The sequence below is a fragment of the Microbacterium sp. NPDC056044 genome (assembly GCF_042267145.1).
Classification (GTDB): Bacteria; Actinomycetota; Actinomycetes; order Actinomycetales; family Microbacteriaceae; genus Microbacterium.
Genome location: NZ_JBHJWZ010000004.1, coordinates 192658 through 214625, shown reverse-complemented (window position 1 = coordinate 214625; position 21968 = coordinate 192658). Strand labels below are relative to the sequence as shown.

The window sequence follows — 21968 nt, the reverse complement described above, 5'->3', positions numbered from 1 at the left end:
GTCGCTCACAACGGGCGGCGGGCCGCGGCATCCGTATCTCCTCCGACGACATCTTCAGACGAACGACTCGAGACGAACGACGAGAAAGGCGAGAACATGGCACGCGAGGTTCTGAGCATCGGCCAGGTGCGCATCCACTCCGGGAGCGCCACGCGCGACGAGGCGATGCGGGAGGCGGCCGACATCCTGCAGTCGGTGGGCGCCGTCACCGGCGCCTACTACGACGCGATGCTGCAGCGCGAGCAGACGGTGTCGACGTACATGGGCAATGAGCTCGCGATCCCGCACGGCACCAACGAGACGAAGAACGAGATCCTCGATTCGGCGCTGTCGGTGGTGCGCTACGACGGCGGCGTGGACTGGGACGGCAACCCGGTGAGCTTCGTGATCGGCATCGCCGGCAAGGGAGACGAGCACCTCGAGATCCTGTCGCAGATCGCGATCCTGTTCTCCGACGAGGACGATGTCGCCCGCCTCAAGGCCGCCCAGACGCCGGAGGAGCTGTTCGGCCTCGTGTCGGCGGCGGGCGTGTGATGAAGGCCGTCCACTTCGGGGCCGGCAACATCGGGCGGGGGTTCGTCGGGCTGCTGCTGCACGAGGGCGGGTACGACGTCGTCTTCTCGGATGTCGCGGCCCCGCTCGTCGACGCCATCAACCACGTCTCGCGCTACACGGTGCACGAGGTGGGCGAGGGTGGTCGCGACACGGTCGTGACCGGCTTCAGAGCCATCAACAGCGCCGAGCACCCGGAACGCGTCGTGGACGAGATCGCCGGGGCGAACGTCGTCACGACGGCCGTGGGGCCGACGATCCTGAAGTTCGTCGCTCCGCACATCGTGGCAGGGCTGGCCCTCCGCGACCCGTCGAGCCCGCCGCTGCAGATCATGGCGTGCGAGAACGCGATCAACGCGACCGACCTGCTGCGCGACGAGATCAAGGCGCTCGCCGGCGACGCGTGGGACGCCCTCTCGTCGCGCGCGGTGTTCGCGAACACCGCCGTCGACCGCATCGTGCCGGCCCAGCCGGAAGGCGCCGGCGTCGACGTCACGGTCGAGCCGTTCTTCGAGTGGGCGATCGAGCGGCCGCCGTTCGGCGACGACCCGCCCAACATCCCCGGTGCGCACTTCGTCGACGACCTCGCGCCGTACATCGAGCGCAAGCTCTTCACCGTCAACACCGGGCACGCGGCCACGGCGTACTTCGGCGCGCTGGCCGGCGTCGAGGCGATCGCCGGGGCGCTCGCCGACCCGGGCATCGCGGCTCGGGTGGAGGCCGCGCTGGAGGAGACTTCGGCGCTGCTGGAGGCCAAGCACGGGCTCGACGCCGCCTCGCTGGCGGACTACCGCGCGACGATCCTCGGGCGCTTCCGCAACACCGCCCTCCCCGACACCGTGTGGCGCGTGGGCAGGCAGCCGCTGCGCAAGCTGTCGCGCCACGAGCGGTTCGTCGGCCCCGCGGCCGAGGCGGCCGAGCGCGGGCTCGGCGTCGACGCCCTGGTCGCGGCGATGGGCGCGGCGCTCGCGTTCGACGACACCGAGGACGCGCAGTCCGTGGACCTGCAGCGGATGCTGCGGGAACAGGATGCCGCGACGTTCACGGAGTCGGTCACGGGCCTCGAGCCGCAGCATCCACTCTTCCCGAAGGTCGAGGCGGTCGTCGCGGCCCGGCAGGCGGAGCTCGCGGGCTGAGCCGGGCAGGGCTGTCGGGTTCGGGGCGCGTCGTGATCGTTCGGGGCGCACCGCGCGCGCACCGAACGCACGCCGTGCGCCCCGAACCCGCCACCGCGGTATTGCCACGTATGACCACGTAGGGTTAATCGGTGAGCGACTCCGCGCCCGAGGCAGGCACCCCGTCCGAACCCGCAACCAAGCCCCGCCGGCGCGGACTGCGCGTCCTGTGGTGGATCCTCGGCTCGCTCGGCGCGCTCATCGTGCTCGCCGTCGTCGGCATCGTGATCTGGAGCCAGGTCGGCGTGATGGGCGCCGAGGCCGAGCCGCTCGCCGAGGTGAAGGCGAACACGGCGATCGAGATCACCGACACCGACGCGGCCATCGTGCTCTCCCCCGCCGGCGAGTCGGCCGATGTGGGTCTGGTGTACATCCCGGGTGCGAAGGTCGACGCGTGGGCGTACGCCTACAAGGTGTCGGGGCTCGTCGAGGACGGCGTCACGGTGGTCATCACCAAGCCGTGGCTGAACCTCGCGTTCTTCGACGTCCGGCCGCTGTCGACGTTCACCGACTTGGCCCCCGACGTCGACACGTGGCTGGTCGGCGGGCACTCGCTGGGCGGCGTGCGGGCCTGCCAGCTCGCGTCGGACGCCGACGGGCTGGCCCTGTTCGGCTCGTACTGCTCGAACGACCTGTCGGACTCCGGCCTGCCGGTGATCAGCGTCTCGGGCAGCGAGGACGGGCTGTCGACGCCGCAGAAGATCGCCGACAACCGCCACCTGCTCCCCGAAGACGCCGAGATGCATGAGATCGAAGGCGCCAGCCACTCCTCGTTCGGCGACTACGGCCTGCAGGCGGGCGACAACACCCCGACGATCTCCGATGAGGACATGCGCGACCAGCTCACCGAGCTGGTCGGCGCCTTCGCCCTCGCCCAGGGCTGAGGGCGTGGAGCTCACCCTCGTCCTCGCGGTCGTCGCGGCTTTCGTCGCGGCGGTGATCCAGCGCATCACGGGGCTCGGGTTCGTCCTGGTGCTCGTCGGGCCGATCGTCCTCCTCTACGGCCCCGTCGAGGGCGTCACCATCGCGGTGCTGCTCGCGGTGGTGGCCGCCGCCACCGCCGTGCCGTTCGTCTGGAAGCAGGTCGAATGGAAGCGCACCTGGTGGCTCATCTGGCCGGGGCTCATCGCGTCACCGTTCGGCGTGCTGCTCGTGCACCTGCTCCCCGAGCCGGCACTGCTCCTCGTGATCGCCGCGATGGCGTACTTCGCGCTCGTCGCGAGCCACATCCCCGCACTCTCGGCATCGCTGTCAGGCCGCACCGGCGCGATCGTCGCCGGGTCGGCCGCCGGCTTCATGAACGCCGCGAGCGGTCTGTCGGGCCCCGCGCTCGCGGCCTACGCGGTGGGCGACAAGTGGCCGCAGCGCCGCTTCGCGGCCAGCGTGCAGGTGATCTTCCTGGCGTTCGGCATCGCCTCGGTAGCCCTCCGCGGCCTTCCGGTCTCGCCGGTCGAAGACGTCGGAACGCTCATCGTGGCCACGATCGCCGGCATCGCCATCGGCACGATCCTGTCGCGCAATGTCTCGCCGCGGATCGCCCGGATCGCGATGCTCGCCATCGCGTGGGCCGGGGCGACAGTGGTGCTGGTGCGGGGCTTCCTGGCAGTCTTCGTGTGAGACGATCCGGCGATTTCGGTTAATTCCGACTAACGCTTAGGGTTGCACTCGCAACTGGGGTCGGCACCGTCGCGCCGACGACACGAAGACGTGTGGAGACGGAATGACAGACGCATGAGCGCGCACCGCTATGCCATCATCGGCGCCGGCCCGTCGGGGCTCGCCGCCGCGCGGGCCCTGCAGAAGGCCGGCATCACCTTCGACGGCTACGAGGCCTCTCGCGGCGTCGGTGGCCTCTGGGACATCGAGAACCCGCGCTCCACGATGTACGAGTCGGCGCACCTCATCTCGTCGCGCACGACGACCGAGTTCGCCGAGTTCCCGATGCGCACGACGGCCGACTACCCGAGCCACCGCGAGCTCATCGCGTACTTCCGAGAGTTCGCCGATCACTTCGGACTCACCGCGCGCTTCCGGTTCGACACGAAGGTCACGTCGCTGACACGTACGGACGACGGCGAGTGGATGCTGCGCGCCGACGGCCCGTCGGGTGCGCTGGCGGAGCAGTACGCCGGCGTGATCCTCGCGAACGGCACGCTGGCCGAGCCGAACGTGCCCGCGTTCCGCGGCGAGTTCTCCGGAGAGCTCCTGCACACCTCGGCCTACAAGAGCGCCACGCAGCTCACCGGCAAGCGGGTGCTCATCATCGGTGCCGGCAACTCCGGCTGCGACATCGCTGTCGACGCCGTGCACCACGCCGCCTCCGTCGACATGAGCGTGCGCCGCGGCTACTACTTCGTGCCGCGCTACCTGTTCGGCAAACCCTCCGACACGCTCAACCAGGGCAAACCGCTGCCGGCGCGCCTCAAGCAGTTCGTCGACACGCGCGTGCTGCGCGCCTTCACCGGCGACCCGGTGCGGTTCGGGTTCCCCAAGCCCGACTACAAGATCTACGAGTCGCACCCGATCGTCAACACGCTGATCCTCAACCACCTCGGCCAGGGCGACCTGCGGATCGTCCCCGACATCGACCGATTCGACGGCAGCACGGTGCACTTCCGCGACGGATCCTCGGGCGAGTACGACACCGTCCTCCTCGCGACGGGGTACAAGCTCGACTACCCGTTCGTCGACCGCGCCGCGCTGGAGTGGACGGGCATGGCACCGCGCCTCTTCCTCAACACCTTCACCCCGACGTTCAACGGGCTCTACGTGATGGGCATGATCGAGGCATCCGGAATCGGCTGGCAAGGCCGCTACGAGCAGGCCGCGCTGATCGCGGCCTACCTCGCGGCGCTCGAGCGCCACCCCGACCGAGCGGCCGCGTTCCGCGCGCGGGTGACGGGCGAGCCGTGGCCCGACCTCACCGGCGGCTACAACTACCTCGGCCTCGAGCGCATGTCGTACTACGTCAACAAGGACGCCTACCGTGGCGCGGTGCGCACGGCCACGGAGGCTCTGAAGACGGATGCTGCGGCTCGCGGCCCGCGCCGGGCGCGCGGGGCCGCTCGCAAGAAGGTGACGGCATGAATCCCGACGACGTGGTGCTCAACTTCAATCCGGGCACGCTCGTGATCCTCAACGTCGTGCTCGGGCTCATCATGTTCGGCATCGCGCTCGACACGACGCTCGAGGACTTCAAGGTCGTCGCGCGCAAGCCGAAGCCGTTCGTCATCGCGATCCTCGCGCAGCTCATCGTGCTGCCCGCGGTGACGTTCGGGCTGACGCTGATCCTGCCGGTGACGCCGTCGATGGCGCTCGGCATGATCCTCGTGGCGTGCTGCCCGCCGGGCAACATCTCGCAGGTGCTGACGCACCGGTCGGGCGGGAACGTCGCGCTGTCGGTGTCGATGACGGCGGTGTCGAACCTCATCTACATCTTCGTGCTGCCGCTGTCGATCGCGTTCTGGGGGTCGCTACACCCGACGGCGCGCACGCTGCTCGAGGCGGTCTCGCTCGACGCGTGGGCGATGCTCGGCGACATCCTGCTGATCATCGGCCTCCCGTTCGCGCTGGGCCTGTTCATCCGGCACCGGTTCGCGCGGTTCGCCGCGCGCGTGCAGCCGTTCGTGAAGTGGTTCTCGCTGCTCGCGCTCGTCGCCTTCATCGTCGCGGCCCTCGCCGGCAACTGGGAGTACTTCGTCGCGTTCCTCGGGATCATCGTGGTCGTCGTGACGATCCACGACGCCGTCGCGCTGGCGATCGGCTACAGCACCGCGGTCGTCGGCGGCCTCGGCACCCGCGAGCGCAAGGCCATGACGTTCGAGGTCGGCATCCGCAACGCCGGTCTCGGCCTCGGGCTCGTCTTCGCGTTCTTCGGCGGCCTCGGCGGCATGGCGATCGTCGCCGGCTGGTGGGGCATCTGGGACATCATCGCCGGGCTCATCGTCGCCGCCCTCTGGGCACGGCACACGAAGAAGCGCACCGGCTCGGCCAAGGGCGACGCATCCCGCCACGCGCTGCGCGCGGCGGCGGCCGGCCGGGCCGGTGCGGAACCAGCGGGGTCCGCGGGGTCGGCGGGACCGGCCGGGCCGGCGGGGTCTGCGGGGCCCGGCGACGCTGCGGAGCCGACGCCGTGAGCGGGCGTCGCGTCCTCGTCACCGGCGGTTCGGGCTTCCTGGGCTCGCACGTCGCCACGGCCCTCGCGGCGCGCCCCGATGTCGAGCTGGTCGTGGCCGGCGACGTGCGGCGGCCGCAGCATCCCATCGAGGGAATCGTCTACGACGACTGCGATGTGACCCGGCCCGACGGCCTCGTGCCGCTGCTGCGCCGGCACGACATCGACGTCGTCGTGCATCTCGCCGCGATCGTCAACCCGGGCCGCGATCACGGCATGGAGTACCTCGTCGACGTCGGCGGCTCGCGGCATGTGCTCGAGGCCTGCGTCGAGGCCGGCGTGAAGCGCATCGTCGTGTCGTCGTCGGGCGCCGCCTACGGCTACCACGCCGACAACCCGGAGTGGCTGCGCGAGAGCGATCCGGTGCGCGGCAACGACGAGTTCCCGTACTCGAAGCACAAGCGGCTCGTCGAGCAGCTGCTCGCGAGCTACCGGTCCGCGCACCCGGAGCTCGAGCAGGTGGTGTTCCGCATCGGCACGATCCTCGGGCCGACCGTGCGGAACCAGATCACCGCGCTCTGGGACGGTCCCGCGCTGCTCAAGGTGCGCGGCTCGGAGTCGCCGTTCGTCTTCGTGTGGGTCGACGACGTCGCCGGCGCGATGGCGCGCGCGGCCACCGACGGCCCGGCCGGCGTCTACAACGTCGCCGGCGACGGCCGCGTGACCGTGCCCGAGATCGCCCGGCGCCTCGGCAAGCCGGTCGTGACGGTGCCTGCCGGTGTGCTCGGCTTCGGGCTGCGCGTCGGACGGATGCTGCGCCTCACCGTCCACGGCCCCGAGCAGGTCGGCTTCCTCCGCTACCGCCCCGTGCTCGCGAACGCCCGGCTGAAGGACGAGTTCGGCTTCACCCCGTCGAAGACGTCGTCCGAGGCCTTCGAGGCGTACCTGGAGTCCCACCCCGGCGTCGCCCGCCGCTGACCCCCGCCCCTGCGAAGTCCGGACCTCACCAGAGCATGCAACCCAAAACCTGCGAAGTCCGGACCTCACAGGAGCGCCCGGGGCTGCGCGACGCGGTCAGGTGCCAGGAACCGCAGAGTACCGGCCTCCCACACCCTGCAAAGTCCGGACCTCACAGGAGGATCCAACCCACACCCTGCGAAGTCCGGACCTCACAGGAGCGCCCGGGGCTGCGCGACGCGGTCAGGTGCCAGGAACCGCAGTAGACCGATCTCCCACACCCTGCAAAGTCCGGACCTCACAGGAGGATCCAACCCAAGCCCTGCAAAGTCCGGACCTCGCGCCTGCTCTCAAGGACGCCAGCCGGCGCGGAGAAGTGCTCGACGCACGAGATCGACTGCCACCTGAGGGTTGGGCTCGAGGTGGTGGTTGAGGATGCGGACGAGATGCCAACCCTCATCACCGATCGCGCGCCAACGATCGGCGTCCCGTTCGAACTGGTTCGCGTCTTCGGCGTGCTGGCGACCGTCGTATTCGACGGCAACCCGGTATCGGGAGTAGGCCTGATCGAGTCGAGCAACGAACGTCCCATTCGCGGTGAAGAGCTCGACCGCAAGCTCGGGCTCCGGGAGGCCGCCGTCGACCAACCGAATCCGCAGTTCCGTCTCCTTGCCTGATTCTGCACCGTCGCGAACGCGATCGATCACGCCTTGGAGCCGCGGGCGACGCATGCGAACGGCCTCCGCTCGGAGTTCCTCGATCGTGGTGAGGCGTCGCCGCCGCGCGACGAGATAGTCGGCTGCCACGATGAGGTCGACGTCGGAGAGCTGACTCGATGCTTGTACCCAAGCTCGCGCGGGAGCCTCGACCCGTATGCGGCCGCGGAAAGTGAACGCGGCTTCCCTCGCAGAGAGACGATGTGACTCCACACCGCGTATGCGGATCGGATTGCGCGGCCGGATCCCCGAGATGTGGATGACCCCGTCCCAGTCCCGCGGAGTCGGCGCGCCATGCAGCACGAGTGCCGAGGTATGGCTTACGAAGTCTTCGACTCCCATCCGCACGGCGAGCTGAGCACAGCGCTTCTTGAACGCGCGGAGCCTGGCGACGTTGCGGGGCTGCTTGGGCGCGTCGCTGCTCACGTGCGTCTCCTTGGCCTGCCGCACGCCGTGAAACGGTCGGTCGAAGCGCGGGCCGTCGAGGGTTCCACGGCCGATTCCATGCTCGAGTCCGTCGGCGACCGTGAACGGCAGGCTTCCGATTGCGGGGGGCTTCTTCGTCACCTCCCCATTTCACGCACGGCGGTGGCGCGGCTCACGCCATGGCGAACGAACCTGTGCACAACCCAAGCGACAAGCCCGGTGTGGAGGAATCTGCGCCGTCCGGACAACGCAGGAACGCAGCATCCGGAACCGGCGAAGTCCGGACTTCGCACAATCGCCCACCCGGCGAGCGAAGTCCGGACAACGCAGAAACTCGGAGCGCGGAACCTGCGAAGTCCGGACCTCACCGAACTCGACGGAGGTCGAGGCGAGAACACCGGGACAGAGCCGCGCCCACGAATGGAAGAACGGATGCCGCGGGCCGCGGCATGCGTCCCTCAGGAGCCCCTGCGGGCTACGCGTCGAAGCCGTCGGCGATGAGGTCGATGAGCTCCTCGCGCTCCTCCACCGGGAGGAAGGCGCCGGCGGCGGCGTTGAGCTGGAAGGCCTCGAGGTCGTCGAGGCCGTACTCGAAGGTCTCGGCGAGCAGTGCCAGCTCGCGCGTGAGCGACGTGCGGCTCATCGTGCGGTTGTCGACGTTCACGGTCACCGCGAAGCCGAGCTGGTACAGCAGGTCGAAGGGGTGATCCTCCATCGTGGTGCCCCAGCGCTCGATCGCGCCGGTCTGCAGGTTGGACGAGGGCGACAGCTCGAGCGGGATCTCGCGGTCGCGCACCCAGCGCGCCAGGTCGCCGAACTGCACCAGCACCTCTTCGCCGGCGCGCGAGACGACCTCGAGGTCCTCGGCGAGGCGCACGCCGTGGCCGAGGCGCAGCGCGCGGCCGTCGATGAGGGCCGAGCGGATGGACTCGAGCCCCGCGGCCTCACCCGCGTGCACGGTGGCCGGGAAGAACTCCGACGCGAGGTAGTCGAACGCCTCGCGGTGGTTCGAGGCGGGGAAGCCGTCCTCGGGGCCGGCGATGTCGAAGCCGACCGCCCCGCGGTTGCGCCAGCTCACCGCGAGCCGTGCGATCTCGAGCGAGCGGTCGGTGTGGCGCATCGCGGTGATGAGCTGCCCGACGCGGATGTCGCGACCGCTGCGCTCGGCGGCGTCCTCGCCCTCCTCGATGCCCTCCTGCACTGCGGCGACGACCTCGTCGAGCGACAGCCCGCGCGCGAGGTGCTGCTCGGGCGCCCAGCGCACCTCGCCGTAGATCACGCCGTCGGCCGCCAGGTCCTCGACGAACTCGCGCGCGACGCGCGTGAGGCCCTCACGGGTCTGCATGACCCCCGTGGTCAGGTCGAACGTCTTCAGGTACTCGACCAGCGAGCCCGAGTCGCTCTTCTCAGCGAACCAGTCCGCGAGGTCGTCCGCGTCGGACTCCGGAACCTCCAGCCCGATGGCGTCGGCCAGCTCGATGATCGTCGCGGGGCGCACACCGCCGTCGAGGTGATCGTGCAGCGAGACCTTGGGCAGGCTCCGCAGCGAGACTCCGTCGAGGATGGCGTCGCCGTGCTGATCGATGGGCATGGGGGTTCTCCTCGGTTGCGATCGCGAGTGGGGGTGGTGGACGGATGCTGCGGCCCGCCGCGGCGGGGACTCCGGCGCGGGACTGACTAAGCCTAGGCCGTGATGCGTTCCAGGACGAGAGGCGTGTGCTCCGGTGCGGCCGGACCGATCTGCCACGCGCCGTCGAGGGCCTCGAGGGCGCGGTCGAACCGGGAGGCATCCTCGCCGAGCAAGGTGAACAGCGGCTGGCCGGCCGTCACCTCATCGCCGGGCTTCACGTGAAGATCGATGCCCGCGGCGTGGAGCACCGGGTCCTGCGCGCGGGCGCGTCCGGCGCCGAGGCGCCACGCGGCGATGCCGAACGGGAGCGCCTCCATGCCGGTGATGTATCCCCCCTCGGTCGCGGTGACCGTGTGGGTCTCGTTCGGAGTGGGGAGCGCAGCATCCGGATCCCCATCCTGCGCGAGGATCATCGCGCGCCAGGCGTCCATCGCGCGACCGTCCTGCAGAGCCGCCTCGACATCGGCATCGGGCTGGCCTGCGAGCGCGAGCATCTCGCGCGCGAGCGCCACCGTCAGCTCGACCACGTCGGCGGGACCACCGCCGGCGAGCACCTCGACCGACTCGCGCACCTCGTTGGCGTTGCCGATGGCGAGGCCGAGCGGGGTGTTCATGTCGGTGAGCAGCGCGGTCGTCGAGACACCGGAGTCGGTGCCGAGCGCGACCATCGTGCGGGCGAGCTCGCGTGCGCGGTCGACGTCCTGCATGAACGCGCCGGAGCCGAACTTCACGTCGAGCACGAGCGCGTCGGTGCCCTCGGCGATCTTCTTCGACATGATGCTCGACGCGATGAGCGGGATCGCCTCGACGGTGCCGGTGACGTCGCGGAGCGCATAGAGCTTCTTGTCGGCCGGCGCGAGTCCGGAGCCCGCGGCGCAGATGACCGCACCGATGTCGCGGAGCTGCGCGAACATCTCGTCGTTCGAGAGCGCCGCACGCCACCCGGGGATCGACTCGAGCTTGTCGAGCGTGCCGCCGGTGTGGCCGAGGCCGCGGCCCGACAGCTGCGGCACCGCGACGCCGAAGCTCGCCACGAGCGGGGCGAGGGGCAGCGTGATCTTGTCGCCGACGCCGCCGGTGGAGTGCTTGTCGACCGTGGCCTTGCCGAGGCCGGCGAAGCTCATGCGCTCCCCCGACGCGATCATCGCGTCGGTCATGACGCGGATCTCGTCGCGGGTCATGCCGTTGAGGAGCACCGCCATCGCGAAGGCGGCCATCTGCGAGTCGGCGACGTAGCCGCGCGTGTACGCGTCGACCATCCATCGGATCGCCGGCTCGGGAACGGCACCGCCGTCGCGCTTGGTGCGGATCACATCGACCGCGTCGAATGCCTCGACCGTCATCGCGTCGCCTCCTCGAGGTCGCGGGGGCCGAAGGCGTCGGGCAGCACCTCGTCGATGGTGCGGATCCCCGACACGGTCTCGAGCAGCATGCCGGGGATCGCGAATTCGTACAGCAGCTGGCGGCAGCGGCCGCACGGCATGATCGTGTCGCCGTGGCCGTTGACGCACACGAACGCGACGAGGCTGCCGCCGCCCGAGTTCGCGAGCTCGCTGACGAGACCGCACTCGGCGCACAGGGTCACGCCGTACGACGCGTTCTCGACGTTGCACCCGGTCACGATGCGTCCGTCGGTCACGAGGGCCGCGGCGCCGACCTTGTAGCGCGAGTACGGGGCGTACGCCCGCTGCATCGCATCGGTTGCGGCGGCGCGCAGCTCATCCCAGTCGATATCGGTCACCAGAGGACTCCGTTCACGGTGATGTCAGGCTTCACAGGGGTCCGCAGCCTCCGGTCGACCGTGCAAGTATCCGGAGGGTCGGCGGCTTGCGGGTTCGAGGCAGGCACTCGTCACCCCTTGATGTATGGCTTGCCGGCAGCGGCGGGGCCGCGTATCTGCCCTGCGAAGCCGGCGACGGCGATGATCGTCACGACGTACGGCAGCATCAGCATGAACTCGCTGGGGATCGGCGTGCGCAGCACCGTCAGCAGGTTCTGCAGGTTCGTCGCGAAGCCGAACAGCAGCGCCGCGAGGGTCGCACGGATCGGGTCCCAGCGGCCGAAGATGACCGCCGCGAGGGCGATGAAGCCGAGGCCGGCCGTCATCTCTTTCGTGAACTGGCCCACGGAGACGAGCGTGAAGTACGCGCCGCCGATGCCGGCGATCGCGCCCGCGAGCGAGACGTTCCAGAACCGGCTGGTGTTGACCTTGATGCCCACGGTGTCGGCCGCCTGCGGGTGCTCGCCGACCGCGCGGAGGCGCAGGCCCCAGCGGGTGCGGTACAGGCCCCACGCGACGAGCGCGACGGTGATGTACATGAGGTAGACGATGAACGTCTGGTTGAACAGCACCGGCCCGATGATGGGGATGTCGCCGAGGAGCGGGATCTCGAAGCGCGTGAAGCGCACCGGGCGGTTGAGCTCGGCCTCGTTCGGCACCAGCAGCGCTCCGTAGAGGAAGCCGGTGAGACCCGTGACGAGGACGTTGAGCACGACACCGACGATGACCTGATCGACGAGGTACTTGATCGAGAACGCCGCCAGCACGAAGGCCACGAGCACGCCGCCGATCATCGCTCCGACGAGGCCGACGAACGGGTTGTGCGTGATGCTCGCGAGCAGCGCGGCGCTGAACGCGCCGAACAGGAACTGACCCTCGATCGCCACGTTCACGACGCCGACCCGCTCGCCGATCACGCCGCCGAGCGCACCGAAGATCAGCGGGACCGACAGCGACAGCGCGCCGAACAGCAGCCCGGTGACGGGCACGAGCCCACCGGCGGCCGCCCACACGAGGAAGGCGAAGACGGCGAGGAGGCTGAAGACGATCGGCAGCCAGAGTCCGGTGCGGCGGTAGTTCGCGGAGTCCCAGAACGCCCACAGCGTCAGGAGAACGAGGAAGCCGACCATGATCCAGCAGGTGATGGCGGTCGGGACGCTCACGTTCGGCAGGCCGATCGACGAGCTCGGGTCGCTCAGCCGGAAGGTCGAGATGCCGTTGCGCGGCACGAACAGGAAGAGGAGCGCCAGCAGCGCCGTCGCGATGGCGAGGGTGATCGGCAGCTTGAGGTGACGCACCTTCACGGTGGCCAGCTGGATCGTCCCGTCGGGCGCAGAAGCTAGTGCGGTCATGCGGACACCGCCTTCTTCGCGGCCTTGGCTCTCGCCTTGGCGGCCTTCTCGGCATCGGTCTTCGGGAGGAAGAAGATGGTGCGGATGAGCGGCGGCGCCGCGATGAACAGCACGATGAGCGACTGCACCACGAGCACGATGTCGACGGGGATGCCCTGCGACGCCTGCATCGTGAACGAGCCGGCCTTCAGCGCACCGAACAGGATGCCGGCGGCGAACACGCCCCAGGCCCGGCTGCGGCCGAGCAGGGCGACGGTGATCGCGTCGAAGCCGATGCCCGCGTCGATGTAGCCGTCGAAGCCGGTGGTCACCGAGCCCTGGATCTGGTTCATGCCGGCGAGGCCCGCGAGGCCACCGGCGAAGAGCATGGCGTAGATGTACATGCGCTGCACCGAGATGCCGGACGCCCGTGCGGCGTGGGGGTTCTCGCCCACCGCGCGCAGGCGGAAGCCGAGGCTCGAGCGCTCGACCAGCCACCACACGAACACGGTGGCGGCGATGACGATGATGAAGCCCCAGTCGAGCAGCGGGAAGCGGGGTCCGAGGAGGTCGGGGAACTGCGCGTTCGCCGGCGTCGCCGATGAGATCGGCTGGTCGCCCGCGGGCCGCTGCAGGATGCCGGAGGTGCGCACCATCCACGTCACGAGGTAGAACGCGACGTAGTTGAGCATGATCGTGAGGATCACCTCGTGAGCGCCGGTCCGCGCCTTCAGCACACCGACGATGCCACCCCAGATCGCGCCGCCGGCGATGCCCGCCGCGAGGGTGAGGGGAAGCTGCAGGAACATCGGCAGGTTCAGGTTGAACGTGAACAGCGCCGCTGTCGCGCAGGCGATGAGGATCTGACCGCGGCCACCGATGTTGAACAGGCCCACGCGGAACGCCAGCGCCACGCCGAGGCCGGCGGCGATGAGCGGTGCGGCGAAGCCGAGCGTGTTGGTGAGCGGGCGGATCTGCGTGGCGAAGTCGTTCGCGCGGGGGTTGTAGATCGCACCGCGGAAGAGCGCCTCGTAGCCGCCGTAGACGGCGTTCCACACCGCGCCGAGGGTGTCGCCCGGCCGCGCGAAGAAGTAGCCGGAGGTCCGCTGGACCTCCTCGTTCGTGATCGCCATGAGGATGCCGCCGACGATCATCGCGACGACGATCGCGAGGACGGTGGTCACCCAGTTGCTGCGTAGCAGCTCCTTGATGAAGACGTTCTGCCGCGGCGGCGGGGGCACCTCGCCGTCGACGGCACCGGGTGCGTCGGGCGTGGGCGCCGGGAGGTTCGGCGAACCGGTGAGCGGGCCCGACACGGGCGGGAGCTGGTCCGCCGGCAGACCCTTGAGCGGGTCGCCGCTCGCAGCGGGGTTCTGGTCGTTCACGCGACGGCCTCCTCGGGCTTCTCGCCGGCCATCATGAGGCCGAGAACGTCTCGGGGGGTGTCGCCCGGCACGATGCCGACGATCGCGCCGCGGTACATCACCGCGATGCGGTCGGCCAGAGCGGCGACCTCGTCGAGCTCGGTGGAGACGACGACGACCGGGATGCCGGCATCCCGCGTCTCGACGATGCGCTTGTGGATGAACTCGATCGAGCCGACGTCGACGCCGCGCGTCGGCTGCGCCGCGACGAGGAGCTTGAGCTCGCGGCTCATCTCGCGGGCGATGACGACCTTCTGCTGGTTGCCGCCCGAGAGCGTGCCGGCGGGGACATCCGGCCCCTGCGTGCGGATGTCGTACTCGGTGATGCGCGCCTTCGCGAAGTCGTCGAGCACGCCGCGGCGGATCGTGCCGCCCGACACGAAGGCCTTGTCGCCGGAGCGGTCGAGGATGAGGTTCTCGGCCACCGTGAAGGTGCCGACCAGGCCGTCCTCGGTGCGGTCCTCGGGGACGAACCCGACGCCCTCGTCGAGGATGCCGCGCACGCTCTTGCCGACGAGCTCGACGCCGCCGAGTTCGATCGAGCCGGTGACGCGCTCGCCGAGGCCGACCATCGCCTCGATGAGCTCGGTCTGGCCGTTGCCCTGGACGCCGGCGACCGCGAGGATCTCGCCCGGTCGCACGTCGAAGCTCACGTCGTCGACGACGACGGTGCCGTTCGGGGTGACGACGCGGAGGTCGCGCACCTCGAGGCCGCCCTCGCCTCGCTTCGGCGGATCCTTGTGGACGGTGAGCTCCACGGCGCGACCGACCATGAGCGACGCCAGCTCCGCGTTCGACGCAGTCGGCGATGCCTCGCCGACGACCTTGCCGAGCCGGATGACGGTGATGCGGTCCGCGACGGCGCGCACCTCGCGCAGCTTGTGGGTGATGAACACGATCGACGTGCCCTCGTCCCGCAGCTGCTTCATGATCGTCATCAGCTCGTCGGTCTCCTGCGGCGTGAGCACCGCGGTGGGCTCGTCGAACACGAGCACCTTCGCGTCGCGCGACAGGGCCTTGATGATCTCGACGCGCTGCTGCACCCCGACAGGGAGGTCGCCCACGATGGCGTCGGGATCGACCTCGAACCCGAAGCGGTCGGCGACGGACCGCACGTGCTGGCGGGCCTTCGCGAGATCGAGGGCGCCGAGCGCCTTGGTGTTCTCGTGCCCGAGCATCACGTTCTCGGCGACGGTGAAGACCGGGATCAGCATGAAGTGCTGGTGCACCATGCCGATGCCCGCGCCCATCGCGTCGCCGGGGCCGCGGAAGTGCTGGACCGCGTCGTCCAGCAGGATCTCGCCCTCGTCGGCCTGGTACAGGCCGTAGAGCACGTTCATGAGTGTGGATTTACCGGCGCCGTTCTCCCCGAGAAGGGCATGGATCTCACCCGGCTGGACCACGAGATCGATGTGGTCGTTCGCGACGAGGGACCCGAAACGCTTCGTGATCCCACGGAGCTCGAGCTTCATATGTGCACCCTATATATGCTGTCGGCCGCGGCGCCATCCATCCGGCGGCGGCGGGGAAGAACGCGGCCGGGTGGAGTCGTCCACCCGGCCGCGTTCCGCTGTTCCTGCTGCCTTACGGCGAGCTGGGCGAGGTCACCTCGAGGTCGCCCGAGATGATCTGCTCCTGGAGCGCGGCGAGCTCGTCGAGCAGGCCCTCCGGCAGCTGCGACTCGAACGAGCCGAAGCCCGACAGGCCCACGCCCTCGTTCTCGAGCGTGCCGATGTAGGTGGCCGGGTCGAAGTCGCCCGACGACGCCTCCATGGTCGCCTGGTAGACGGCCTCGTCGATGCGCTTCATGATCGAGACCAGCACCATGTCGGCGACCGAGGGGTCGGCCTTGGCGAGGTCGGAGTCGACACCGAGCATGACCGTGCCGCTGCCGGCGTCGGTGATGGCGTCGCGCGCGCTCTGGTAGATCGGGCCGCCGACCGGGAGGATCACGTCGACGCCCTGGTCGAGGATGCCCTGCGCCGTCTGCTTGGCGGTGTCGTTGGCGGCGAAGCCACCGGTCATCGAGCCCTCCTGGGCGTCGACGTCCCAGCCGAAGGTCTCGACCGCGGCACCCTTGTCTTCGTTGTACTTGTCGACGCCGTCGATGAAGCCGTCCATGAAGATGGTGACCGGCGGGATCGGGATGCCGCCGAAGGTGCCGACCTTGTTGACGCCGGCCTGCGCCGACCACGCGGCCGCGGCGTAGCCGCCGAGGTACGCGGCCTGGACCGTGTCGAACAGGAGCGGCTTGATGTTCGGCGCGTCGGTCTCGCCGTCGCCGGTCTCCTTGCCGTCGTCGCCCGTCTTGCCGCTGTTGTCGGCGCGGTCGTCGATGATGGCGTAGTTCACGTCGGGGTTCGCGAGTGCGGAGGCGACCGTGTCGGCCGAGAGCTTGAAGCCGACCGAGATGATGAACGTGCAGCCCTCGGCGATGAGGTTCTCGAGGTTCGGGGCGTAGTCGTTGGCCGAGCTGGACTCGACCTCGATGGGCTTGACGCCGAGCTCTTCGGCGGCGCGGTCCATGCCTTCCTTGGCGGACTGGTTGAACGACTTGTCGTTGAAGCCGCCGTCGTCCGACACGAGGCAGGGGGTGAAGCCCTCGACGACGTTCCCGGCGTCTCCGGTGGGTTCGGTCTCCTCAGGGGCGGAGCCGCAGCCGGCGAGGGCGATCAGCATGCCCGCGGCGACGGTGACGCCGACGAGCTTCTTGGTGCGTGAGATGGTCAACTCAGCCTCCACTACGTTCCCCCGCGGCCTTCACGGGGACTGCATCAAGTTACCCACTGTGACGGCGCGGTTGCATGCATCGTGAGGCGTCATTCGCGAAAGGTTACAAAGACGCAATATCCCGCTCAGATGAGCAGAGGATCAGGGAAAACGGATGCCGCGGCCCGCAGCATCCGTTTTCACAGAACTTCGCCTCGCCCGCTGAGCTTGAGCGCGTCGACGACGCCCTTCACACGCTGCGCGTGCTCGCTCGTGGTGACCAGGAGCGCGTCCTCGGTGTCGACCACGACGATGTCGCGCACGCCGATGAGGCTGATGACGCGACGCGTCTGGCTGACGACGATGCCGCTGGCCGCGTCGGAGAGGATGCGCGCGTTCTCGCCGAGGATCGCGAGGTCGTTCTTTCGGCCGTGGGAGTTGAGCTTGGCGAGGCTCGCGAAGTCCCCCACGTCGTCCCAGTCGAAGTGGCCGGGGATGACGGCGAGGCGCCCCTTCGCGGCGGCGGGCTCGGCGACGGTGTAATCGATCGCGATCTTCTTGAGGGTCGGCCAGACCCGATCGACGACCGGCCCCCGCTGCTCGCGGTCGTCCCACGCCTCGGCGAGGTCCATGATCCCCGCATAGAGATGAGGCTCGTTCTCGGCGATCTCACCGAGCAGCACGTCGGCGCGCGAGATGAACATGCCGGCGTTCCACAGGTAGTTGCGGTCGGCGAAGTACTCCTTCGCGGTCTCGAGGTCGGGCTTCTCGACGAAGCTCTCGACCAGCGCCGCCTCGGGGGCGCCGTCGACCTTCAGCGCGTCGCTCTTCTTGATGTAGCCGAAGCCGACGGACGGCTCGGACGGCTGGATGCCGATCGTGCAGATGTAGCCCTCGCGCGCCGTGGCGACGGCCTGGTTGACCGCCCACTCGAACAGCTGCGGCACACGGATCACGTGATCGGCGGCGAACGAGCCGATGATGACGTCGGGCTCGCGGCGCGAGAGGATCGCGGCGGCCAGGCCGATCGCGGCCGTCGAGTCCCGCGGCTCGGACTCGAGGATGACGTTCTTGTCGTCGATGTCGGGCAGTTCCTTCTCGACCGCGGCGCGGTGCGCACGCCCGGTCACGACGGCGATGCGGTCGGGGCCGGCGAGCGGCTCGAGACGGTTCCAGGTGTCGCGCAGCAGCGTGTGGCCCGAACCGGTGAGGTCGTGCAGGAACTTCGGCGCATCGGCGCGGGAGAGCGGCCACAGCCGGCTGCCGATGCCGCCGGCGGGGATCACGGCGTAGAAGTCGTCGATGGGTCCGGACATGGCACCCAGGCTAGCCGGATCCGCGAAACAACCGAGGTTCTTGCCGTCCGGGAAGATCCCTCCGGATGAAGGGGTCGTAAGGGTGGCCTTCGTCGCCCGCCCGCGAAATGCGGGAATAGGATGGTCGCAGCGCCCGCGTGACGCCGAAGGCCCGAAGCCCACGGTTCCCGGGCCCTCTTCGGGGGAAGGCCTCGCAGTCCGGGGCGAGCCCCATCGTGTTTCGATCCAAGGAGGACGGACGTGTCTGCACCAGCACGCGTCACACCGTCGGTATCCGAGACCACCTCCCGAGTTCCCCGCGGCACGCTGTACCGCGGGAACGAGGGCATGTGGTCGTGGGTGCTGCACCGCATCACCGGCGTCGCCATCTTCTTCTTCCTGCTTGTGCACATCCTCGACACGGCGCTCATCCGGGTGTCGCCCGAGGCGTACGACGCGGTGATCGGCACGTACAAGAACCCCGTGATGGCCCTGGGCGAGGTCGCCCTGGTCGGCGCGATCGCGTACCACGCGTACAACGGCCTGCGCATCATCCTGGTCGACATGTGGTCGTGGGCCACCCGCCACCAGCGCCAGCTGTGGTGGGGCGTGCTGGGGCTGTGGGTGGTGACGATGCTCGGCTTCGTCCCGCGTCACCTCATGCTCGCCTTCGCTCCGGGAGGGGGCCACTGATGACCGCCATCGCCGATCCGCGCGCTCCGCGCGCCGCCGTCCGTCGCCGGGGCGCCAACCTCGAGAAGTGGGGCTGGGTCTATATGCGCGCCTCGGGCGTGCTGCTCGTGGTCCTCATCTTCGGCCACCTCTTCGTGAACCTGATGGTCGGCGAAGGCATCCACGGCATCGACTTCGCGTTCGTCGCCGGCAAGTACGCCACGCCGTTCTGGCAGTGGTGGGACGTGCTGATGCTGTGGCTCGCGCTGATCCACGGCGCGAACGGCATGCGCACGATCGTCAACGACTACGTGACCCACGCCGGCACCCGCCGCGTGCTGGTCTGGGCGCTCGGTCTCGCGGCCGCGTTCCTCATCGTGCTCGGCACGCTCGTCGTCTTCACGTTCGACCCGTGCCTCGGCTTCGACCCCGAGACCGCGTCCGACGTCATCACCGGAATCTGCGCGTAAGCGTTCGGGCGTTCCCCGAGCACCGACCATCGAAAGCACACAGCGTGAGCACTGAGACCACCGACAGCTACGTCAAGGACGGCGTCCACTACCACCAGTTCGACATCGTCATCGTGGGCGCCGGCGGCGCCGGCATGCGTGCCGCCATCGAGGCGGGCCCCGGGGCGAAGACGGCTGTCATCTCGAAGCTGTACCCCACCCGCTCGCACACCGGCGCGGCGCAGGGCGGCATGGCGGCGGCCCTCGCCAACGTCGAAGAGGACTCCTGGGAGTGGCACACCTTCGACACCGTCAAGGGCGGCGACTACCTCGTCGACCAGGACGCGGCCGAGATCCTCGCCAAGGAGGCCATCGACGCGGTCATCGACCTCGAGAACATGGGCCTGCCGTTCAACCGCACGCCCGAGGGCAAGATCGACCAGCGCCGCTTCGGCGGCCACACGGCCGACCACGGCAAGACCCCGGTGCGCCGCGCGTGCTACGCCGCCGACCGCACCGGCCACATGATCCTGCAGACGCTGTTCCAGAACTGCGTGAAGCTCGGCATCAACTTCTTCAACGAGTTCTACGTGCTCGACCTCATCACGGTGGGCGAGGGCAAGGACAAGCAGATCGCGGGCGTCGTCGCCTACGAGCTCGCCACCGGCGACCTGCACGTCTTCCAGTCCAAGGCCGTGATCTTCGCGACCGGCGGCTTCGGCAAGATCTTCAAGACGACGTCGAACGCCCACACCCTCACCGGTGACGGCGTCGGCATCATCTGGCGCAAGGGCCTGCCGCTGGAAGACATGGAGTTCTTCCAGTTCCACCCGACCGGCCTCGCCGGGCTCGGCATCCTCCTCACCGAGGGTGCGCGCGGTGAGGGCGCGATCCTGCGCAACGTGAGCGGTGAGCGCTTCATGGAGCGCTACGCGCCGACCATCAAGGACCTCGCGCCGCGCGACATCGTCAGCCGCTGCATGGTGCAGGAGGTCGCCGAGGGCCGCGGCGCCGGCCCGCACCGCGACTACGTGCTGCTGGACTGCACGCACCTCGGCGCCGAGGTGCTCGAGACCAAGCTCCCCGACATCACCGAGTTCGCCCGCACTTATCTGGGCGTCGACCCGGTCGTCGAGCCGGTGCCCGTCATGCCGACCGCGCACTACGCGATGGGCGGCATCCCGACGAACAACGACGCGCAGGTGCTGAGCGACAACACCACGGTCGTGCCCGGCCTGTACGCCGCCGGCGAGTGCGCGTGCGTCTCGGTGCACGGCTCGAACCGCCTCGGCACCAACTCGCTCCTCGACATCAACGTGTTCGGCAAGCGCGCCGGCCGCAACGCCGTCGAGTACGTCAAGACCGCCGACTTCGTGCCACTCCCCGAGGACCCGGCCGCCGAGGTGCGCACCCTCATCGAGGGCCTGCGCAACAACCCGGGCACCGAGCGCATCGCCGTCCTCCGCAAGACGCTGCAGGACGAGATGGACCGCAAGGCCCAGGTGTTCCGCACCGACGAGTCGCTCGGCGAGGTGCTCCTCACGATCGAGGAGCTGCGCGAGCGCTACAAGAACGTGCACGTCGACGACAAGGGCAAGCGGTTCAACACCGACCTGCTCGAGGCCGTCGAGCTCGGCTTCCTCCTCGACATCGCCGAGGTCGTCGTCGTCACCGCGAAGAACCGCAAGGAGAGCCGCGGCGGCCACATGCGCGACGACTTCCCGAAGCGCGACGACGAGAACTACATGCAGCACACGATGGCGTACCTGTCGGGCGACCCGCACTCGTCGAACGCCGAGGACCACATCAGCCTGGACTGGAAGCCGGTCGTGTTCACGACGAACGAGAAGGGCGAGTTGAACTACCCGCCGATGGAGAGGAAGTACTGATGGCGACCTCGGTCACCGACGTCATCGAGCGCACCGACGCCGACGCACCGGTCCGCGCGGAGGAGTCCGCGAACGACACCGGCATCCAGTCATTCCTCGTCACCTTCATCATCCGGCGCTTCGACCCCGAGGTCGACGAAGAGCCGCGCTGGGTCGACTACGACGTCGAGCTCTACTCGACCGACCGCGTGCTCGACGCCCTGCACAAGATCAAGTGGGAGGTCGACGGCTCGCTGACGTTCCGCCGTTCGTGCGCCCACGGCATCTGCGGGTCCGACGCGATGCGCATCAACGGCCGCAACCGGCTCGCGTGCAAGACGCTCATCAAGGACCTCGACATCTCGCAGCCGATCTACGTCGAGGCGATCAAGGGCCTGCCGCTCGAGAAGGACCTCGTCGTCGACATGGAGCCGTTCTTCGCGTCGTACCGCGAGGTGCAGCCGTTCCTCATCGCGAACTCGAAGCCCGAGGCCGGCAAGGAGCGCATCCAGTCGATCGTCGACCGCGAGGTCTTCGACGACACCACCAAGTGCATCCTCTGCGCCGCGTGCACCTCGTCGTGCCCCGTCTTCTGGACCGACGGCCAGTACTTCGGCCCCGCCGCCATCGTCAACGCGCACCGCTTCATCTTCGACTCGCGCGACGACGCGGGCGACGTGCGTCTCGACATCCTCAACGACAAGGAGGGCGTGTGGCGCTGCCGCACCACCTTCAACTGCACCGAGGCGTGCCCGCGCGGCATCGAGGTGACGAAGGCGATCGCCGAGGTCAAGCAGGCGGTCCTCCGCGGGCGCGCGTAGCCCTTCGCGTTCTTGAATGGACGGATGCCGCATCGCTGAGCGATGCGGC

The 21968-nt window shown here is 69.3% G+C and carries 20 protein-coding genes; 11 read left to right on the top strand and 9 right to left on the bottom strand.

Annotated elements, in window-relative coordinates; translation table 11 throughout:
- The first annotated feature begins 96 nt into the window (after positions 1–96).
- The 7 genes from ACFC1I_RS12895 (at position 97) to ACFC1I_RS12865 (ending at position 6819) form a co-directional block, all read left to right on the top strand.
- Positions 97–534 (top strand): PTS sugar transporter subunit IIA, encoded by a 438-nt coding sequence (locus ACFC1I_RS12895; RefSeq protein ID WP_376009865.1) that lies wholly within the window; start codon positions 97–99, stop codon positions 532–534.
- Positions 534–1688: a mannitol-1-phosphate 5-dehydrogenase gene (locus ACFC1I_RS12890; RefSeq protein ID WP_376009862.1), complete on the top strand. Its 1155-nt coding sequence runs from the start codon at positions 534–536 to the stop codon at positions 1686–1688. The genes ACFC1I_RS12895 and ACFC1I_RS12890 overlap by 1 nt, the downstream gene beginning before the upstream one ends.
- A 131-nt stretch (positions 1689–1819) precedes the next feature.
- Complete coding sequence (locus tag ACFC1I_RS12885) at positions 1820–2611, top strand: alpha/beta hydrolase (protein ID WP_376009859.1); 792 nt, start codon at positions 1820–1822, stop codon at positions 2609–2611.
- A 4-nt stretch (positions 2612–2615) separates the two neighbouring features.
- Positions 2616–3344 (top strand): TSUP family transporter, encoded by a 729-nt coding sequence (locus ACFC1I_RS12880; RefSeq protein WP_376009856.1) that lies wholly within the window; start codon positions 2616–2618, stop codon positions 3342–3344.
- Positions 3345–3458: 114 nt separating this feature from the next.
- A complete protein-coding gene (locus ACFC1I_RS12875; protein WP_376009853.1) occupies positions 3459–4814 on the top strand; it encodes a flavin-containing monooxygenase in 1356 nt (451 codons plus the stop codon).
- Positions 4811–5863 carry a bile acid:sodium symporter family protein gene (locus ACFC1I_RS12870; RefSeq protein WP_376009850.1) on the top strand — a complete coding sequence of 351 codons (1053 nt, stop codon included), beginning with the start codon at positions 4811–4813 and terminating at the stop codon, positions 5861–5863. The genes ACFC1I_RS12875 and ACFC1I_RS12870 overlap by 4 nt, the downstream gene beginning before the upstream one ends.
- Positions 5860–6819: an SDR family oxidoreductase gene (locus ACFC1I_RS12865; protein WP_376009847.1), complete on the top strand. Its 960-nt coding sequence runs from the start codon at positions 5860–5862 to the stop codon at positions 6817–6819. Before ACFC1I_RS12870 ends, ACFC1I_RS12865 begins: the two co-directional genes overlap by 4 nt.
- A 329-nt stretch (positions 6820–7148) precedes the next feature.
- On the opposite strand, the gene ACFC1I_RS12860 is transcribed toward ACFC1I_RS12865, so the two are convergent.
- The 9 genes from ACFC1I_RS12860 to ACFC1I_RS12820 all read right to left on the bottom strand — a co-directional run bounded on the left by ACFC1I_RS12860 (position 7149) and on the right by ACFC1I_RS12820 (position 18130).
- Entirely contained in the window at positions 7149–8081 is a 933-nt protein-coding gene (locus tag ACFC1I_RS12860; RefSeq protein WP_376009845.1) for a DUF559 domain-containing protein, read from the bottom strand.
- Between the two features lie 334 nt (positions 8082–8415).
- Entirely contained in the window at positions 8416–9531 is a 1116-nt protein-coding gene (locus ACFC1I_RS12855; RefSeq protein WP_376009842.1) for an adenosine deaminase, read from the bottom strand.
- A 92-nt stretch (positions 9532–9623) separates the two neighbouring features.
- Entirely contained in the window at positions 9624–10913 is a 1290-nt protein-coding gene (locus ACFC1I_RS12850; RefSeq protein WP_376009839.1) for a thymidine phosphorylase, read from the bottom strand.
- A complete protein-coding gene (locus tag ACFC1I_RS12845; protein WP_376009836.1) occupies positions 10910–11311 on the bottom strand; it encodes a cytidine deaminase in 402 nt (133 codons plus the stop codon). Before ACFC1I_RS12845 ends, ACFC1I_RS12850 begins: the two co-directional genes overlap by 4 nt.
- Positions 11312–11421: 110 nt before the next feature.
- Positions 11422–12702: an ABC transporter permease gene (locus tag ACFC1I_RS12840; protein ID WP_376009833.1), complete on the bottom strand. Its 1281-nt coding sequence runs from the start codon at positions 12700–12702 to the stop codon at positions 11422–11424.
- Positions 12699–14066, bottom strand: a complete 1368-nt coding sequence (locus tag ACFC1I_RS12835; protein ID WP_376009830.1) for an ABC transporter permease — start codon at positions 14064–14066, stop codon at positions 12699–12701. Before ACFC1I_RS12835 ends, ACFC1I_RS12840 begins: the two co-directional genes overlap by 4 nt.
- On the bottom strand, positions 14063–15577 hold the full coding sequence (locus ACFC1I_RS12830; RefSeq protein WP_376009827.1) for an ABC transporter ATP-binding protein: 1515 nt from the start codon (positions 15575–15577) through the stop codon (positions 14063–14065). The genes ACFC1I_RS12835 and ACFC1I_RS12830 overlap by 4 nt, the downstream gene beginning before the upstream one ends.
- A 112-nt stretch (positions 15578–15689) precedes the next feature.
- Positions 15690–16835 carry a BMP family protein gene (locus tag ACFC1I_RS12825; RefSeq protein WP_376009825.1) on the bottom strand — a complete coding sequence of 382 codons (1146 nt, stop codon included), beginning with the start codon at positions 16833–16835 and terminating at the stop codon, positions 15690–15692.
- A 179-nt stretch (positions 16836–17014) separates the two neighbouring features.
- Positions 17015–18130, bottom strand: a complete 1116-nt coding sequence (locus ACFC1I_RS12820) for a mannose-1-phosphate guanylyltransferase (protein ID WP_376009822.1) — start codon at positions 18128–18130, stop codon at positions 17015–17017.
- 240 nt (positions 18131–18370) lie between these two features.
- Between ACFC1I_RS12820 and sdhC the strand changes: the two genes are divergently transcribed.
- Genes sdhC through ACFC1I_RS12800 form a run of 4 tightly spaced genes read left to right on the top strand, consistent with a single transcriptional unit; the run spans position 18371 to position 21919 of the window.
- On the top strand, positions 18371–18802 hold the full coding sequence (gene sdhC, locus ACFC1I_RS12815) for a succinate dehydrogenase, cytochrome b556 subunit (protein WP_310289241.1): 432 nt from the start codon (positions 18371–18373) through the stop codon (positions 18800–18802).
- Positions 18802–19251 carry a succinate dehydrogenase hydrophobic membrane anchor subunit gene (locus ACFC1I_RS12810; RefSeq protein WP_376009820.1) on the top strand — a complete coding sequence of 150 codons (450 nt, stop codon included), beginning with the start codon at positions 18802–18804 and terminating at the stop codon, positions 19249–19251. The genes sdhC and ACFC1I_RS12810 overlap by 1 nt, the downstream gene beginning before the upstream one ends.
- 44 nt (positions 19252–19295) lie before the next feature.
- A complete protein-coding gene (gene sdhA, locus ACFC1I_RS12805; protein WP_376009817.1) occupies positions 19296–21119 on the top strand; it encodes a succinate dehydrogenase flavoprotein subunit in 1824 nt (607 codons plus the stop codon).
- A complete protein-coding gene (locus tag ACFC1I_RS12800; protein WP_376009814.1) occupies positions 21119–21919 on the top strand; it encodes a succinate dehydrogenase iron-sulfur subunit in 801 nt (266 codons plus the stop codon). The genes sdhA and ACFC1I_RS12800 overlap by 1 nt, the downstream gene beginning before the upstream one ends.
- The last annotated feature ends 49 nt before the right edge of the window (positions 21920–21968 follow it).

Excerpts from the sequence above, each read along its gene's own strand:
- ACFC1I_RS12800 (WP_376009814.1), top strand. The coding sequence starts at position 21,119 with ATGGCGACCTCGGTCACCGACGTCATCGAGCGCACCGACGCCGACGCA.
- ACFC1I_RS12870 (WP_376009850.1), top strand. The coding sequence starts at position 4,811 with ATGAATCCCGACGACGTGGTGCTCAACTTCAATCCGGGCACGCTCGTG.
- ACFC1I_RS12875 (WP_376009853.1), top strand. The coding sequence starts at position 3,459 with ATGAGCGCGCACCGCTATGCCATCATCGGCGCCGGCCCGTCGGGGCTC.
- ACFC1I_RS12810 (WP_376009820.1), top strand. The coding sequence starts at position 18,802 with ATGACCGCCATCGCCGATCCGCGCGCTCCGCGCGCCGCCGTCCGTCGC.
- ACFC1I_RS12890 (WP_376009862.1), top strand. The coding sequence starts at position 534 with ATGAAGGCCGTCCACTTCGGGGCCGGCAACATCGGGCGGGGGTTCGTC.
- ACFC1I_RS12850 (WP_376009839.1), bottom strand. The coding sequence starts at position 10,913 with ATGACGGTCGAGGCATTCGACGCGGTCGATGTGATCCGCACCAAGCGC.
- ACFC1I_RS12830 (WP_376009827.1), bottom strand. The coding sequence starts at position 15,577 with ATGAAGCTCGAGCTCCGTGGGATCACGAAGCGTTTCGGGTCCCTCGTC.
- ACFC1I_RS12820 (WP_376009822.1), bottom strand. The coding sequence starts at position 18,130 with ATGTCCGGACCCATCGACGACTTCTACGCCGTGATCCCCGCCGGCGGC.
- ACFC1I_RS12895 (WP_376009865.1), top strand. The coding sequence starts at position 97 with ATGGCACGCGAGGTTCTGAGCATCGGCCAGGTGCGCATCCACTCCGGG.
- ACFC1I_RS12855 (WP_376009842.1), bottom strand. The coding sequence starts at position 9,531 with ATGCCCATCGATCAGCACGGCGACGCCATCCTCGACGGAGTCTCGCTG.
- ACFC1I_RS12840 (WP_376009833.1), bottom strand. The coding sequence starts at position 12,702 with ATGACCGCACTAGCTTCTGCGCCCGACGGGACGATCCAGCTGGCCACC.